General features: G+C 66.4%; 16 protein-coding genes. 1 reads left to right on the top strand and 15 read right to left on the bottom strand.

Going from position 1 to position 15,826, the window contains the following annotated elements; all coding sequences use genetic code 11:
• Window positions 1-196: 196 nt before the first annotated feature.
• Window positions 197-1,303 (top strand): DUF2336 domain-containing protein, encoded by a 1,107-nt coding sequence (locus IP86_RS18685; protein ID WP_054163936.1) that lies wholly within the window; start codon window positions 197-199, stop codon window positions 1,301-1,303.
• 60 nt (window positions 1,304-1,363) lie between these two features.
• Here the strand turns inward: IP86_RS18685 and IP86_RS18680 are convergent, their stop codons facing one another.
• The 15 genes from IP86_RS18680 to murJ form a co-directional block, all read right to left on the bottom strand.
• Window positions 1,364-2,062 carry a tRNA (guanine(46)-N(7))-methyltransferase TrmB gene (locus IP86_RS18680; protein ID WP_054163939.1) on the bottom strand — a complete coding sequence of 233 codons (699 nt, stop codon included), beginning with the start codon at window positions 2,060-2,062 and terminating at the stop codon, window positions 1,364-1,366.
• Between the two features lie 210 nt (window positions 2,063-2,272).
• Window positions 2,273-2,692, bottom strand: a complete 420-nt coding sequence (locus tag IP86_RS18675) for a helix-turn-helix domain-containing protein (RefSeq protein WP_054163935.1) — start codon at window positions 2,690-2,692, stop codon at window positions 2,273-2,275.
• A gap of 189 nt (window positions 2,693-2,881) precedes the next feature.
• Window positions 2,882-4,486, bottom strand: a complete 1,605-nt coding sequence (lnt, locus tag IP86_RS18670; RefSeq protein WP_054163934.1) for an apolipoprotein N-acyltransferase — start codon at window positions 4,484-4,486, stop codon at window positions 2,882-2,884.
• A 16-nt stretch (window positions 4,487-4,502) separates the two neighbouring features.
• Window positions 4,503-5,633: a hemolysin family protein gene (locus IP86_RS18665; protein WP_054163933.1), complete on the bottom strand. Its 1,131-nt coding sequence runs from the start codon at window positions 5,631-5,633 to the stop codon at window positions 4,503-4,505.
• A gap of 1 nt (window position 5,634) precedes the next feature.
• Window positions 5,635-6,141: an rRNA maturation RNase YbeY gene (gene ybeY, locus IP86_RS18660; RefSeq protein WP_054163932.1), complete on the bottom strand. Its 507-nt coding sequence runs from the start codon at window positions 6,139-6,141 to the stop codon at window positions 5,635-5,637.
• Between the two features lie 68 nt (window positions 6,142-6,209).
• Window positions 6,210-7,265: a PhoH family protein gene (locus IP86_RS18655; protein ID WP_082364091.1), complete on the bottom strand. Its 1,056-nt coding sequence runs from the start codon at window positions 7,263-7,265 to the stop codon at window positions 6,210-6,212.
• A gap of 5 nt (window positions 7,266-7,270) precedes the next feature.
• On the bottom strand, window positions 7,271-8,689 hold the full coding sequence (gene miaB / locus IP86_RS18650; protein ID WP_054163930.1) for a tRNA (N6-isopentenyl adenosine(37)-C2)-methylthiotransferase MiaB: 1,419 nt from the start codon (window positions 8,687-8,689) through the stop codon (window positions 7,271-7,273).
• Between the two features lie 100 nt (window positions 8,690-8,789).
• Window positions 8,790-9,440 (bottom strand): HAD family hydrolase, encoded by a 651-nt coding sequence (locus tag IP86_RS18645; protein ID WP_054163929.1) that lies wholly within the window; start codon window positions 9,438-9,440, stop codon window positions 8,790-8,792.
• Window positions 9,441-9,615: 175 nt separating this feature from the next.
• Window positions 9,616-10,047 (bottom strand): Fur family transcriptional regulator, encoded by a 432-nt coding sequence (locus IP86_RS18640; protein WP_054163928.1) that lies wholly within the window; start codon window positions 10,045-10,047, stop codon window positions 9,616-9,618.
• Between the two features lie 59 nt (window positions 10,048-10,106).
• Window positions 10,107-10,592, bottom strand: coding sequence for a ribosomal protein S18-alanine N-acetyltransferase (gene rimI, locus IP86_RS18635; protein WP_054163938.1), 486 nt, complete (start codon window positions 10,590-10,592; stop codon window positions 10,107-10,109).
• 40 nt (window positions 10,593-10,632) lie between these two features.
• Window positions 10,633-11,328: a tRNA (adenosine(37)-N6)-threonylcarbamoyltransferase complex dimerization subunit type 1 TsaB gene (gene tsaB, locus IP86_RS18630; protein ID WP_054163927.1), complete on the bottom strand. Its 696-nt coding sequence runs from the start codon at window positions 11,326-11,328 to the stop codon at window positions 10,633-10,635.
• 149 nt (window positions 11,329-11,477) lie between these two features.
• Window positions 11,478-12,044, bottom strand: coding sequence for a NifU family protein (locus IP86_RS18625; RefSeq protein ID WP_054163926.1), 567 nt, complete (start codon window positions 12,042-12,044; stop codon window positions 11,478-11,480).
• A gap of 183 nt (window positions 12,045-12,227) precedes the next feature.
• Entirely contained in the window at window positions 12,228-12,722 is a 495-nt protein-coding gene (locus tag IP86_RS18620; RefSeq protein WP_054163925.1) for a universal stress protein, read from the bottom strand.
• A 198-nt stretch (window positions 12,723-12,920) separates the two neighbouring features.
• Window positions 12,921-13,970 (bottom strand): tryptophan--tRNA ligase, encoded by a 1,050-nt coding sequence (trpS, locus tag IP86_RS18615; protein WP_054163937.1) that lies wholly within the window; start codon window positions 13,968-13,970, stop codon window positions 12,921-12,923.
• A gap of 73 nt (window positions 13,971-14,043) precedes the next feature.
• Window positions 14,044-15,600, bottom strand: coding sequence for a murein biosynthesis integral membrane protein MurJ (gene murJ, locus IP86_RS18610; RefSeq protein ID WP_054163924.1), 1,557 nt, complete (start codon window positions 15,598-15,600; stop codon window positions 14,044-14,046).
• Between the last annotated feature and the right edge of the window lie 226 nt (window positions 15,601-15,826).

Genomic DNA, 15,826 nt, shown 5'->3' with positions numbered 1-15,826 from the left:
CAAGGGCCGCGGCCGGCCGCCGCCGCCCGCGATGCGGCGACGGCGGATCCGGCGCGCGCAATCGCATGGATAGGGCATCGGCAGATGCCTGCGAGCGACTCGCAACTGATGCTGCGAACGCCCCCCTAACCCTTCGTTCATGTCGCCGCTCTAGGTTCCGGAGTACCCCGCGAACGCGCGCTCGCCGAGAAACAGGATGTCCCCGGCTCATCTGCTGAGACCCGAACTGGACGAGGCTGTCAGCAATGTCCCTCCGGAGCGCCGCGCCGACGCCGTGCGACGCATCGCCGACCTGTTCGTGCAGGGCGCGGCGCGTTTCAGCGACGAACATATCGCGGTGTTCGACGGCGTCCTGCTGCGGCTGGTGCCGGAGATCGACGTCGAGATGCGCAGCGAGCTGGCGCGGCGGTTCTGTTCGCTCGGCAATGCGCCGCCGCGGCTGATCGCGCAGCTCGCCCGCGACGAGGACATCGGCATTGCGGGTCCGCTGCTGCGACGCTCCAGCCAGATCGGCGAGCCCACGCTGGTCGACCTCGCAGGCTCGCGCGGCCAGACCCATCTGATCGCGATTTCAGAGCGGCCGGAGGTGACGCCGCCGGTCAGCGACGTGATCGTCCGCCGCGGCGACCACGACGTGCTGCGCGCGATCGCCGTGAACGTCGGGGCGCAGTTCTCGCCCGCCGGCTTCAGCGGGCTGGTGCGCCGTGCGGCGGAGGACGTGCTGCTGGCGACCGCGGTGAGCGGGCGCGACGACCTGTCGCCACCACGGCTGAAGGAATTGCTGGCCTCGGCCAGCGACCCGGTGCGGCGGCGATTGGTCGAGACAGCGCAGCCGAGCGCACGGATCGCAATCAACCGCGCGCTGCGCGAACTCGCCGGCGCGCCGCAGCAGAGCGGCGTCACCCGCGATTTCACGCCGGCGCAGCGCACCGTGGTGGCGCTGCATCATGGCGCCGGCCTCAGCGAAGCAACGGTGTTCGCGTTTGCCAGGGCTTTTCAATATGAAGAAACAGTCGCCGCGTTGTCGGCGATGTCGGGCGTGCGGATCGCGACGCTCGATCCGCTGCTCGCCGGCGAGCGCCATGATCCGCTGCTGATGCTCGGCAAGGCGCTCGGCTTCGGCTGGAGCACGGTGCGGGCGCTGATCGGCCTGCGGCTCGGGCCGGACCGGATGCCGGCCTCGCCCGATGTCGAGGAGGCGCGCTGCAATTTCGAACGGCTGGCGCCGTCGACCGCGCAGCGCATGGTCGGATTCTGGCGGCTGCGCCAGACGATGCCGCAGACCTTCGGCAGCAGCGATTAGGAAGGCGCGCGCCGCCGCGAGAATTTATTTCTCTCGACGGCGCCGAACGCAGCGCTTCCGTCACACCGCGAGACGGCGGAAGCGCAGATAGGCGGCGCGGCGTCCTTCGCGCTCGGCTTTGCGGCCATAGCGCGTCATCGTGTAGTTCGGCCACGGCAGACGCCAGTCGTCGGCGCGTTCGGCGGTCCAGTCGAACACCGGGGCGCGCAACAGATGCGCCAGCGTCCACGCATTGTAGCTGTCGATGTCGCTGACGAAACGGAATTCGCCATCCGGCACCAGCGCCCGCGCCATCGCCTCCACCATCGTGTCCTGCACGAAACGCCGCTTCCAATGCCGCCGCTTCGGCCACGGATCGGGGTGGATCAGATCGATCCGCACCAGCGAGCCGGCCGGCACCCAGGCCATCAGCGCCGCGGCATCGCCGGCGAACAGGCGGATGTTGCGGATGTTCTGGTCCTCGATCCGGGCGAGGATCTTGGCCATGCCGTTCACATAGGGCTCGGCGCCGATGAAGCCGGTGCCGGGATGAGCCTGCGCCTCGGCCAGCAGATGTTCGCCGCCGCCGAACCCGATCTCCAGCCGCACGCCGTCGACCGGCTGATCGAACAGCTCCGCCAGCGAGGCGGGCGACGGGCGCTCGATATCGAGCGCAAGATGCGGCAGCAGGTTATCGACCAGATCGGCCTGATGAGCGCGCAGCTTGTGGCCCTTGCGACGCCCGAAGAACGAGCCCTGATGATGAACGACTTCATTCATGTTGATGAACACTTGTTTATACTTGCTTGATACCTACACGATCAGCCCGGTACGCAGCGCTACAAATCTGAACGAACTGATCAATACTGATCATATAACAGCTCGACCGGCGGGGCCGTCGCGGAATTAGTTCAAGTTGGACATAGAAACGCCGCGGCCCGCGCTCTGAGTACTCAGGGCGCGGGCCGCGGCGTGGGCGAATCGACGAACTCAGCGAGTTTCGTTCGGTTCGCGGGCAGCGATCTGTTCGACAAGGTCGACGATGCTGCGCCGAAGCTTGGCATCGGTGATCTTGGTGAACGCACGAGTCAGCGCCAGACCCTCGGATGTTGCAAGAAAGTCCGACACATAAGACGGAGACGGCGCTTCGCTGAAGCCATTGCCATTGGCAAGACCGCCGCTCGGGCCACCCTCGAACAGAAACGACACCGGCACCTGCAGAACTTCAGAAATCTGCTGAATGCGGCTGGCGCCAACGCGGTTGGTGCCCTTCTCGTATTTCTGAACTTGCTGGAAGGTCAGTCCCAGTGCTTCGCCGAGCTTTTCTTGGCTCATTCCGAGCATGATGCGCCGCATGCGCACACGGCTGCCGACATACTTGTCAACAGGATTGGGCGCTTTGGTCGACATCTCAGTTACTCCTCAAGGCATGTGCATACGCAAATGGAAGGCGAATGCGGATTGGAATACGCCTGAAATATTGGAGACGTCAAATGTCTTGAGGCGCCGGCGTTAATATACACCGATAGAGAAATGCAATAATGGACGTGCGGATTTTCTCTAACTTAATCTCTGGTTGCGCCGTCGCGTTGCGTACTATCACCTGGTTGGTGTTCGTCTGCGTAATAGTACAAGCATCGTCGAAAGTGCAACCAGAACAGCCGCCGGAAGCTCGCCGACGCGCGCATAGACCGTGGGTGGAATCTTCGCCGGCAGTGTCGCGTCGAGCACACCTTCGACGCCGAGTCCAAGCTCGCCGACGATCCGTCCGACCGGATCGATCACTGCAGAAATACCTGTATTTGCGGCGCGTACGAGCGGTAGTCCCTGTTCGACCGCGCGCATCCGCGCCTGCTGCAGATGCTGATAGGGTCCGGTCGAATTGCCGAACCAGCCGTCATTGGTGAGATTGAGCATCCATCCCGGCCGCGGCCCGCGGATGTCGATCTCATCAGGAAAGATCGCCTCGTAGCAAATCAGCGGCAGCAGCGGCGGCGCGTTCGGCAGCTCCATATTGTGGCGCGCGGTGCCGGTGAGAAAACCGCCCTGCACCTTGGTGAGCTGCACGAAACCGATCTTCTCCATCATGTCCTGGTACGGCAGATATTCCCCGAATGGTACCAGATGCAACTTATCGTAGACCGACAGCAACGTGCCGTCATGGTCGATGGAATAGATCGAATTGTAAGCGCGCGTGATCCGGCGGCCCGCCGGCATCTCCGGAGGCCGGACCGCGCCGGTGAGCAGAATGGTGCCTTTAGGCAACAGGTCCGCGATCTGCGCCAGCGCATCCGGCTCGCGCGCGAGGAAGAACGGGAACGCCGATTCCGGCCAGATCAGCAGAGACACGTCGCGCACGCCGGTGGCGTTCGGGCCGGTCGCACGGTCCGACAAAGTGAGGTATTTCTGCATCACATCGGCTTTGGCGGCGTAGTTGAAGCGCTGATCCTGTTGCAGGTTCGGCTGCATGATCCGCAGCCGGACATTGTCGACCAGCCTGGTCGGAGTGAGTTGCAAGCGAATGCCGCCGAACATCGCCATGGCGATCAGCACGCCGAGCGCGGCGGCGGGAGCGAGCCAGCGCCGCCGCGTATCGGCGATGTCGTCGGCCAGCACGGCCGGACTGGCGAACACCGCGACGGCGATGAAGGTCATCCCCCAGATGCCGATCAGCGACAGGCTCTGCGCCAGCGCCAGCGGCTCCGTCAGTGCGTAGCCGAACGCACTCCACGGGAACCCGGTGAGAATATGCCCGCGCAGCCATTCGGCGATGGTCAGCGCCGTTGCGAGGGCAACCACGCGCAGCGCGCCGCGGTCCCACAGCAGCCGGGCCAGCCCGAAGCCGAGCGCGGTGAACAGCGCCAGATAGGCCGGCAGTCCGCACACCGCCGCCGGCAGCAGCCATGCGAAGGTGTCGGCATCGACCAGGAACGCATTGCCGATCCAGTACAGGCCCGGCACGAAATAACCGAAGCCGAACCACCAGCCGGCCATCGCCGCCGCCGGGACGCCGCGCCACTTGCCTGCGCCGGCGCCGTCGATCAGCCAGACCGCCACCGGAAAGGTGATGAACAGGATCGGCCAGGCGTTGAACGGTGCCATCGCCAGCGACGACAAGGCGCCGGCCACCAGGGCGATCGCTGCGCGCTTCCACCCCCATGCAAGGATGACGCTGGAGGCGGCGCGGCTCAGCAGCTTTGGCATGTCGGGATGTGCTCGCTCATTCGCTGGGCGGCGGAGGATTCGGATTGGTCGTGTCGGAGGACGGCGCGGTCGCGGCGTCGGAAGCCGGCTCGCGCCGCCGCGTCTCACGCGGCCGCGGCGCCGGACGCTCCTTGCGAATGCCGATGCGCAGCCGCTTGACGCGGCGCGGATCGGCATCGAGCACTTCGATCTCGTAATTGCCGGGGCCGGAAATTACTTCGCCGCGCACCGGCAGCCGGCCGACGTGATTGACCAGATAGCCGCCGAGCGTCTCGACGTCCTCGCCGGCCTCACCGGGCACGAAGCTGTCGCCGATCATCGCCCGGGCGTCTTCGAGGCTGGTGCGGGCGTCGGCGATGAACGAGCCGTCGGCCTGCTTGACGATCGACGGCGGCACCGCGCTGTCGTGCTCGTCGTCGATCTCGCCGACGATCAGTTCGACGATGTCCTCGATCGACACCAGCCCGTCGGTGCCGCCATATTCGTCGACCACCAGCGCCAGATGGGTGCGGGCGGCCTGCATCTGCGCCAACAGATCGATCGCCCGCATCGACGGCGGCACGTAGAGCAGCTTGCGGATGATGCCGGTCTCGGTCAGCGGCATCTTCAGATCGATGGCCTTGAGATCGAGCCCGGCCGGCAGCGCCTTCTTGCGCTTGGCGACCGTTTCCGGCTTGACCTTGGCGTTCGCCGTCATGAACGCGACGAGGTCGCGGATGTGCACGAGGCCGACCGGATCGTCGAGCGTCTCGTTATAGACGACGAGGCGCGAATGCGCCGCACCCTGAAACAGACTCATCAGTTCGCCGAGCGGGATGTCCTGCTTGATCGCGACGATGTCGGCGCGATGCACCATGACGTCGGCGATGCGGCGCTCGTGCAGCCCGAGAATGTTGCGCAGCATGGTGCGCTCGAGCGTCGAAAACCCGGTGTCGTCCGGCGGACTGGTATCGAGCACGACCTGCAGATCGTCGCGCACCGAGCCCGGCTTCCAGCCGAACAGCGAACGGATCGCACGGATCAGCCAGGCGGCGCCGACCGGCCGCAGCACCTCGCCCTGATGCACCACCGCGGGCAATTGCTGCCCGCGTGCTAAGTCCTGCTCCGATGTCTGCGCGCTGGTCCGCGTACTGTCGCCGTCCGGCATGTCAGCTCACCCGATCCTGATCGGCGTAGGGATCCGGAATGCCGAGGCCCGCCAGGATGCGGCGCTCGGCGCTTTCCATCGTCTCGGCCTCGGCGTCGGTCTCGTGGTCGTAGCCGACCAGATGCAGGAAGCCGTGCACCGCCAGATGGCTGAGGTGATGATCGAACGGCTTGCCCTCGTCGTCGGCTTCGCGGCGCACGGTCTGGTACGCGATTGCGATATCACCGAGCAGCCGCGGCGCGCCGTCCTCATCCTGATAGTCCGCCTCGGGGGCCGGAAACGACAGCACATTGGTCGGCTTGTCGAAACCGCGATAGGAGGCGTTGAGCGCCTGGATGCCGTCGTCGTCGGTCAGCATCACGGCGAGCTCGGCGCCGCCGGTATCCTCATCGACGGCCTTTGCCGCGGCTTCGATCGCGCGCAGCACGACGGCCTCGGCACTAGCTTCGGATTGCCAGCACGCGGCGGCGATCACGACTTCGGTGGCTGGAATGGCGGAACTACTCATCGGGGTCAAAATATCGCTTCGGGCCGTCCCGACGCAATCGGCACGGCTCCCGGTGTCGGATTGTGACATCAGTTTTCGCCGCGCGCCGGCTTTGGCGGGGCTCCCTCATAGGCGGCGACGATCCGCGCCACCAGTTCGTGACGAATGACGTCTTCGGCGGTGAAATTCACCTGGGCGATGCCCTCGACGCCGGACAAAAGCCGCACCGCTTCGGACAGGCCGGAGGTCGCGCCGTTGGGCAGATCGACCTGGCTCGGATCGCCGGTGACGATCATTCGCGAGTTCTCACCAAGGCGAGTGAGAAACATTTTCATCTGCATCGAGGTGGTGTTCTGCGCCTCGTCCAGAATGATCGCCGCATTGGTCAGTGTGCGGCCGCGCATGAAGGCCAGCGGCGCAATCTCGATCTCGCCCGACTGCATCGCACGCTCGACGATGCGCGCATCCATCAGGTCGTACAGCGCGTCGTAGATCGGCCTTAAGTAAGGATCGACCTTTTCGCGCAAATCACCGGGCAGAAAGCCGAGCCGCTCGCCGGCCTCGACCGCCGGCCGCGTCAGGATGATCTTGTCGACCTCCTTGCGCTCGAACAGCTGCGCGGCGTGCGCCACCGCCAGCCAGGTCTTGCCGGTGCCGGCCGGGCCAATGCCGAACACCAGCTCGTGGCGCTTCAGCGCGCGGATGTAGGAATCCTGCGCGGCGGTGCGCGCCCGCACCAGGCGCTTGCGCAGATTGACCGCCTCGAACGCACCCGCTGCCGGCTTGGCATCGAACTCGAACAGCGACCCCTGCGCGATCACGGCGCGGATCGCGCCATCGACGTCGCCCTGCGACAGATCGCTGCCGGACATCGCCTGCGCGTACAGCGCCTCGAGCACCCGCCGGGCCGAGTCGCAGCCTTCGCGCGAGCCCGAGATGGTGATGTGGTTGCCCCGTGAATCCACCTCGACGGCGAGCCGGCGCTCGATCCGTGCGAGGTTCTGCCCATAAGGGCCGACCAGCGCGGAAGCGGCGCGGTTGTCGTCGAAGGCGACGACGACTTGGGTCTCGGGTGGGGACAAAGGTTCGCGATCGAGCTTGCGGCGGGAAATCAGCGAGGACGAATCCGATACGCTTTTTGCCAAGGGGCTCAGGCTCCAGTGGCGGCCAGAGGACGAGCATGCTGCGGCGGCGTGGCCGCCAGTTCGCCGAGCAGGCTGTAGCGCTCGAGACTGTCGACCCGGACCGGCAGCACCTGCCCGACAAGCGCGTCGGGGGACATGCCGGGACCGAGAAAATCGCCGGGAAATACGTGAGCCGGCTGCAGATAAGCGGTGCGGCCGACGATCTGGCCCGGCTTGCGGCCGGCGCGCTCGAACAGCACGTCCACGGTCTGGCCGATCGCTGCCTTGTTGAAGGCCGATTGCTGAGCGTCGATCAATTGCTGGAGCCGCTCCAAACGCTCGTCCATCACCGCTGCGGGCACCATCTCCGGCATCTCCGCCGCGGGCGTGCCGGGCCGCGGCGAATATTTGAACGAATAAGCGCCAGCGTAGCCGATTTGTGTGACCAGCGCGAGAGTCGCGGCGAAATCCACATCGGTCTCGCCCGGGAACCCGACGATAAAATCCGACGAAAACGCGATCTGCGGCTGGACCGCCCGGAACCGGTCGATCACCCGACGATAATCGGCCGCGCTGTGCTTGCGGTTCATCGCCGCCAGGATCCGGTCGGAGCCGGACTGCACCGGCAGATGCACGAACGGCATCAGCGCTGCGAGATCGCGATGCGCGGCAATCAGATCGTCGTCGACGTCGTTGGGATGGCTGGTGGAATAGCGCAGCCGGACGATGCCCGGCACCGCGGCGAGCCGCTGCAGCAGTCGGCCGAGCGTCCAGGCGCGGCCGTCCGGGCCGTCGCCGTGATAGGCGTTGACGTTCTGGCCGATCAGCGTGATTTCGCGGACGCCATTGTCGGCGAGCCGCTCGACATCGGCGATGATGGCCGCGACCGGACGAGACACCTCGGCGCCGCGCGTATAGGGCACGACGCAGAAGGTGCAGAACTTGTCGCAGCCTTCCTGCACGGTGACGAAGGCGGAGACGCCGCGGGCGCGGATCGTCGCCGGCGCCGGCTGCGGCAGGAAGCCGAACTTGTCCTCGACCGGAAACTCGGTTTCCAGCGCCCGGCCCTGCGTATCGGCCCGGGCCAGCAGTTGCGGCAGATGATGATAGCTCTGCGGCCCGACCACGACGTCGACCACCGGGGCGCGGCGGACGATCTCCTCGCCCTCGGCCTGTGCCACGCAGCCCGCCACCGCGATCTGCATCCTGCGGCCGCTCTGCGCCGCCTCGTCGCGCGCCAGCCGCAGCCGGCCGAGTTCGGAATAGACCTTCTCGGAGGCTTTCTCGCGAATGTGGCAGGTGTTGAGGATCACCAGATCGGCGTCGTCCACGCTCGCGGTCTCGACAAAGCCTTCCGGCGTCAGGACGTCCACCATGCGCTGGGCATCGTAGACATTCATCTGACAGCCATATGACTTGATGTGCAGCTTGCGCGGCGGGGCCATGGTCTTCGTTATCTGAGAGGGAAAGCTGCCCTGCCTTACAGGCGAAACCGGGCGAAATCCAGCCAGCCGCCGCTTGGCGGGTTCCCGCAGAGAGCTTTTTTCAAATTATTTCAGGAAGTTGCCGCATGTCCGCGAAGGTCGTGGCGGCGCCGGCGGCGCGCAGTTTTTCGGCCATACCGAGCAGGCAATGGCTGCCGCCGACAAAACCCAGCACCCGCATCCCGGCCGCCCGCGCGCCGGTGATCCCCGGCACGCTGTCCTCGACCACCACGCAGCGCTGCGGCGCCACGCCCATCCGCTCGGCCGCATACAGAAACAGATCGGGCGCGGGCTTGCCGTGCGCGACCTGCTCGGCCGAAAACAGATGCGGGGCGAAACGCCCGTGAAGGCCGGTGCGGGTCAGTGAAAAGGCGATCCGCTTCAGCGTGCCGCTGGAGGCGACGCAGACCGGCTGCGTGATCGCACCCAGCGCCTGGTCGATGAACGGGATCGGCGCCAGCTCTTCGGCAAAGCTGCGCAGCACGTCGGCGACCAGTTGCTCCTCCAACGCATCGTCGAACGCGCGGCCGAGTTCGGCCTCGATCTCGCGCCGCGCTTCGCGACCGGAGCGGCCGAGGAAGCGCTCGGCGACCTGCTCGGTGGTGATCGGATAGCCGTGCCGCGTCAGCGTCTCGGCATGGACACGGCAGGAAATCACTTCGCTGTCGACCAAAACGCCGTCGCAGTCGAAGATGACGAGATCGCAGGTCAATCAGGCCCTTTCATCACTACACGCCATGCCCGCGCTTGTCCCGGGTATCCACGCCTTGCCGCAACGGCCACGCCAAAGACGTGGATGACCGGGACAAGCCCGGCCATGACGAAGACGAGAGGTCAATAACCGACTTAGGGCGTCGTTGGCAACGCGCGGCGCGCGGCCCGCAAGCTCAGGCTTTGTCGTCGTCGAGCGGGACGCAGTACAGTTCGAGGCGGTGATCGACCAGCTTGTAGCCGAGCTTGCGGGCGATCTCCGCCTGCAGCTTCTCGATCTCCTCGTTGGTGAATTCGATCACCTTGCCGTCACGCAGATTGATCAGGTGATCGTGATGGCTGTCGCGCATCTGCTCGTAGCGGGCGCGACCTTCGCGGAAGTCGTGCCGCTCGATGATCCCCGCGTCCTCGAACAGCTTCACCGTGCGATACACGGTCGAGATCGAGATCTTGTCGTCGACCGCGACGCAGCGCGTGTAGAGCTCTTCGACGTCGGGATGATCGACCGACTCGGCGAGAACCCGCGCAATCACGCGACGCTGTTCCGTCATGCGCATACCGGTGGCAGCGCAGCGGGCTTCGATTTCAGTGGCCTTCACATCGGACATCGGCGTCAACGCAGTGTTTGAATGGGTTCAGCGATGGGGTTTGTGCCACCGCGCGGAAATTAGGACAAGTCGCGACGCATTATCAATGCGTTCAATTGTTCTCCATCCGGCTGCCGATAGTAACGCTCGCGGCGGCCGACGATGGTGAAACCGGCACGCTGATACAGACGACGCGCCGGCTGATTGTTCTCCTCGACTTCAAGAAAGACTTTGGCGACACCGCGGCCGGCGAGATGGCCAAGATGCGTCAGTAACAACTCTCGCGACAACCCTCGTCCACGGTAGCCGGACGCCACCGCGATCGACAGAATCTCGGCTTCGTCCGCCCCGAATCGCGAAGCGATGAAACCGATGATCTTCCGACCCATACGCAAGCGGTGGATCAAGGTATTGCGCTGGCTCAAAAGGTCGGCGAATTCCTCTTCGCTCCAGCCGCTGTGAAACGACGCGCCGTGCAGTTGCGCCAGCTTGCCCGCATCGCGCAGCGAAGCCGGCTCGACCACCGCGTCGGCGTAGCCCCAGAATTCGGCGAGCCAAGTCATCATCATGAAGTCATCATCGTCGGAATCAACATCGGCGCCGGGTTCAGGCGGCGGGCTGCGCGGCGCGCGCCAGCGCGTCGGTCTGAGGCTTGGCGTCGGGCGCCCGCAGATAGAACGGCCGCGCCGGCGCGGCCTCCGGGTTCGCTGCCGCACCGAGCCAGGCGACCCAGAAGATATCCGGCGCAGGCTGCTGATCGATCAGCGGCGCCGGCGGCGTCAACGCCGGCCAGCGCGCGGCGAGCAGATGCGCCGCATTGCCGACCAGGCGCGGCGCGCCCTGCCGCGCGGCTTCGAGCGCTTCGGCGATCGGACCGACGCGCGGCCTCACCAGGCGCGTGCCGTTGCCGCTGACGAGTTGATAGTAGACGTGATCGTGCCGTGCATCGATCGCCGACAGGATCGGCGTGTCGTCGCGCTCGCTCACCAGCGGCGCCGCATAGGCGGACAACGTGGTCAATCCGACCACCGGCTTGTCGGCCGCCAGCGCAATGCCGCGCGCCGCCGACAACCCGACGCGCAGCCCGGTGAAACTACCAGGTCCGGTGGTGACGGCGATGCGGTCGAGCTCGGCAAAGCCGAGGCCGGACGCCTGCATCACACGCGCCAGCATCGGCACCAGCGCCTCGGCATGACCACGCTGCATCGGTTCGGATTCGGATGCGAGCAGCCGGTTGGCGTCGGTATCCAGAATCGCGGCCGAGCAGGCTTCGAGCGCCGTATCGATAGCGAGGATCAACATTCACCCAGCATATCAGCAATGCGACGCGCGCGTCATGTGCCTGCCGGACACGATCGACAAGAATCGCTGACAGCTGACGCAGACCTTCGCTGCATGGCGCGGCGCACCATGCAGGACATCGTCGAAACCCACGCTGCGGAAAACCGCCGTCAGGTGACCGGGCGAACCTCGGTCACTTCGGGGACGAAGTGCTTCAGCAAGTTCTGGATGCCGTGCTGCAGCGTCGCGGTCGAGGACGGGCAGCCCGAGCAGGCGCCCTTCATGGCCAGATAGACGATGCCGTCCTTGAAGCCACGGAAAGTAATGTCGCCGCCGTCATTGGCGACCGCGGGGCGTACGCGCGTCTCGATCAGATCCTTGATGATCTCGACCGTCTCGGCGTCGCCTTCGGCGAAGAACTCGTCATCTTCGCCGGCGTCGCCGTCCGACTGGCCGTCGGCCAGGATCGGGGCGCCCGACATGTAGTGCTCCATGATGGCACCGAGGATCGCCGGCTTGAGATGCTGCCAGTCGCCGCCGTCCTTGGTGACGGTGACGAAATCGCTGCCGTAGAACACGCCGCTGACGCCCTCGACGCCGAACAGCCGCTCGGCCAGCGGCGAGCGCGCCGCCTGGCTGCGATCGGTGAATTCCATCGTGCCGCTGTCGAGCACGGGACGGCCCGGAATGAACTTCAGGGTCGCGGGATTGGGCGTCGGTTCGGTCTGGATGAACATGGAGATCTCCGTCGTCGCCGGTTCAAGGCCGGTGCGTGGGATGTGTTGGCGGCGCGCCGGATCGACGAAGCGTCGCCGGCGCTCGTATCCCCTAGCAGATAGCCACCGCGAACGCACGGTTCAACCCGAGGGCTGTGCCGGAGGATGGGGCAGCGTCTGAAACGATTGAGGTTTTTGCGGCGCTCAGGCCAGCGCGTCGATGTCGTCGTCGGTCAGGCTGGAGGCGACCATCACCACCGGAACCGGAAAGCTGCCGAGATGGCGGACCATCGCGGTGACGATCGGTCCCGGGCCCTCGGAACCGTCGCTCGCCGCCAGGATCAGCATCACGATGTCGGAATCGTCCTCGATCGCGGCACGGACCTGGGCGATGGTGTCGCCCTCGCGGATCACCCGCTCGGGCGTGATGCCCGAGACGCCGTTGGCGCGGCCGGAGGCGCGGTCGAGCGCCAGCTCCGCGGTCTCGATCGCCTCGGCGCGCATCACGTCGGCGACGCCGAGCCATTGCTGATTCTGGTCGAGGATCTCGATGACGCGCAGCATCACCACCGCGCCGCCGGCCCGCACCGCCCAGCGGCTGGCGTAATACACCGCGCGATCCCATTCGGCGGTGTCGTCGACGATGACGAGACATTTCGGCTTGTGGCCGGACTCGTAGCTGCGTCGCTGGTTGCTCATTGGTGTCCCCCGGAGTTCCCCGCGCGCCCGCGCAACGCGGCGATGCTGCCATGGCGGTGTGAGGAAGGACAAGGTGCCGCCCCAGCCAAAGCCGTCATGCGCGGGCTTGACCCGCGCATCCATCCAATTTGGAAGAGTGTTTGCGAAGAAGATGGATGGCCGGGTCGAGCCCGGCCATGACGGGTGCTGTTGCGAGCCTCAGCCCTTCTTGCGCACCATGCCCATGATGTCCTTCACCGCCACCATGGTCTCGGCCGCGATCGCGCGGGCGCGGTCGCTGCCGTCGGCAAGAACCGAGTCCACATAAGCGTGGTCGGCCGACAGCCGCTTCATTTCGCCGGCGATCGGCGACAGCTTCTCGACCGCGAGATCCACCAAATTCGACTTGAACGCCGAGAACTGCGCGCCGCCGAATTCGCCCAGCACCGCGGCCTTCGGCTTGCCCGACAGCGCCGCGTAGATGCCGACCAGATTGTCGGCTTCGGGCCGCGGCTCAAGGCCCTTCTCGTCGCTCGGCAGCGGCTCCGGATCGGTCTTGGCCTTGCGGATCTTCTGCGCGATCGCGTCGGCATCGTCGGTAAGGTTGATGCGCGAGTAGTCCGACGGATCGGACTTCGACATCTTCTTGGTGCCGTCGCGCAGGCTCATCACCCGCGTCGCCGGGCCGGTGATCACCGGCTCGGGCAGCGGGAAGTAAGCGTCGCCAAAGCCCTGCGCGGCGATCGAGGCCGAGAAGTCGTTGTTGAACTTCTGGGCGATGTCGCGGGTGAGTTCGACGTGCTGCTTCTGGTCTTCGCCGACCGGCACGTGGGTGGCGCGGTACACCAGAATGTCGGCGGCCATCAGCACCGGATAGTCGTAGAGACCGACCGAAACGTTCTCGCGATCCTTGCCGGCCTTTTCCTTGAACTGGGTCATGCGGTTGAGCCAGCCGAGCCGCGCGATGCAGTTCAGCACCCAGGCGAGTTCGGAATGTTCCGCGACCTGGCTCTGGTTGAAGATGATCTGCTTCTTCGGATCGATGCCGGCCGCGATGAACGCCGCCGTGACCTCGCGGATGTTCTTGCGCAGTTCGTCCGGACCGCCCCAGACCGTCACCGGCACCGTGATGGCGTGCAGATCGACCACGCAGTACACGCAATTATGCGTCTCCTGCATCTTCACGAAGTTGACGATCGCGCCGAGATAATTGCCGAGATGCAGATTTCCGGTGGGCTGGATGCCGGAAAATACCCGTTGTGTGGTCATGGTCAGTTCCTGCGCGTGATCGGTCGGTGCGCGCGGGTGGTGGCGCGGCGCGCCGTCCATTGGCACGCGCCGGCTAGCCGCGCAAGCCGCGCGGCGGCCGCAGCGCCGTTCCAAGCGCGGACGGCCGCACCACCCCGAACAGCACCAGCAGCCCGCCATAGACGATCAGCCCACCGGCGATCAGGACGGCGAGCCCGGCGGCCTGCGCCAGCGTCCCGGCCGCCGTCACCCAGGGCAACGCAAACTGCGCCTTCAGCGTCAGCAGCGCACCCATCGCGCTCGCCGCGACCGCGATCAGCACGATACGCCGGCGCGCCGCGGCATCGATCGTGACGCCAAAACGGCGCAAGCCCCGCCACAGCAGAAACGCAGCATTGCTCCAGCCGCCGAGCGCGACCGCCAGCGCCACGCCGGCGGCGCCGAACAGCCGCCCCAGCAGCAACGCCGCGGCCATCGCCACCGCCAGCGCCACCAGCGTGGCGATCAGCGGCGTCCTTGTATCCTCGCGGGCGTAGAACGCCGCCGCCCAGGTCTTGGCCAGCACCTGCGCAGGAAGGCCGAGCGCCAGCAGGCCGAGCGCCGTCGCGGTCGCGGCGGTATCCTCGGCGCTGAACGCACCGTGCTCGAACAGCAGCCGGACGATCGGCTCGCGCAGCACGATCAGCCCGAGCGTCGCCGGCAGCGCGACGCCGACCGCCAATTCGAGCCCGCGCGAGGCGGCCTCCGATTGCGCCGCTTGGTCGTCGCCGCGCACCGCGCGCGACAATTCCGGCACCAGCACGGCCCCCATCGCCACCCCGACGATGCCGAGCGGCAGTTCGATCAGCCGGTTGGCGAAGTACAGCCACGACACCGCCGACGGCGTCGACGATGCCACGATGGCGCCGATCACGATCAGGAGCTGCGGCCCGGAACCCGCGATCATGCCGGGGATCGCCTTGGCGAAGAACGCCTGCATGGCGCTGTCGAACGACACCCGCAAAGGCGTCGCGAGCTTCTCGCCGCGGCCGTTGAACGCCAGAATCGAGAGCTGCAGCAGGCCGGCGAGTCCGACCGTGCCGGACAGCACCCACGCCGCCACGACGTCGTCGTCACTGGCGAACAGCAGCACCGCGGTGACGACGATCAGCGCCGCGTTGAACAGCAGCGGCGAGAACGCCGTCAGTCCGACTTTTCCTTCGGCGTTGAACAGCCCCATCATCACCGCGACCGGGCCGGCGAACGCCAGATAAGGCAGCATCAGCCGCGCGTCCCGCACCGCCATGCCGAGCACCGGATGACCGACGAAGCCGGGCGCCAGGAGCGCGATCAGGAGCGGCATGAACACGCCGACCAGCACCGCCAGCACCAGCGTCGCCAGCGCCACCGTGCCGAGCAGCCGGCCGGCGAACGCCGCGGCCGCGGCCGGTCCGTTGTGCTCGCGCACCCGCAACCACGCCGGCACCAGCGCCGCGTTGAGCGCGCCCTCGGTGAGCAGCCGCCGCGTCACATTGACGAGCTGAAATGCCAGCAGAAAACCATCCGCCACCGCGCCGGCCCCGAGCAGCGCCGCGACCAGCGCATCGCGAACGAATCCCAACAAGCGGGACGACAGCGTACCTGCGGACACGGTGAGCAGCGGGCGGATCATGAGGCCTTATAGCCCGATTAGGGCGCTGAAGGGCTTTGCCCAACTTGGTTTAGTGGGTGATTGGTAAAGGCGGTGCGCGAGATCGGGCCGGGCAAGGCCAACGACGCCCCTCCTCCGTCATGGCCGGGCTTGACCCGGCCATCCATCCCTCTTGAAAGAGCTTCTCACGAAGAAGCTGGATGCGCGGGCCTTCGCCGCGCCGAAGGGCTTCGGCCCCGCAGGCGGG

It is taken from the genome of Rhodopseudomonas sp. AAP120 (genome assembly GCF_001295845.1).
Taxonomy (GTDB): Bacteria; Pseudomonadota; Alphaproteobacteria; order Rhizobiales; family Xanthobacteraceae; genus Rhodopseudomonas.
Note: the sequence above shows the minus strand (reverse complement) of the source record. Positions and strands in the feature narration are given on the sequence as shown.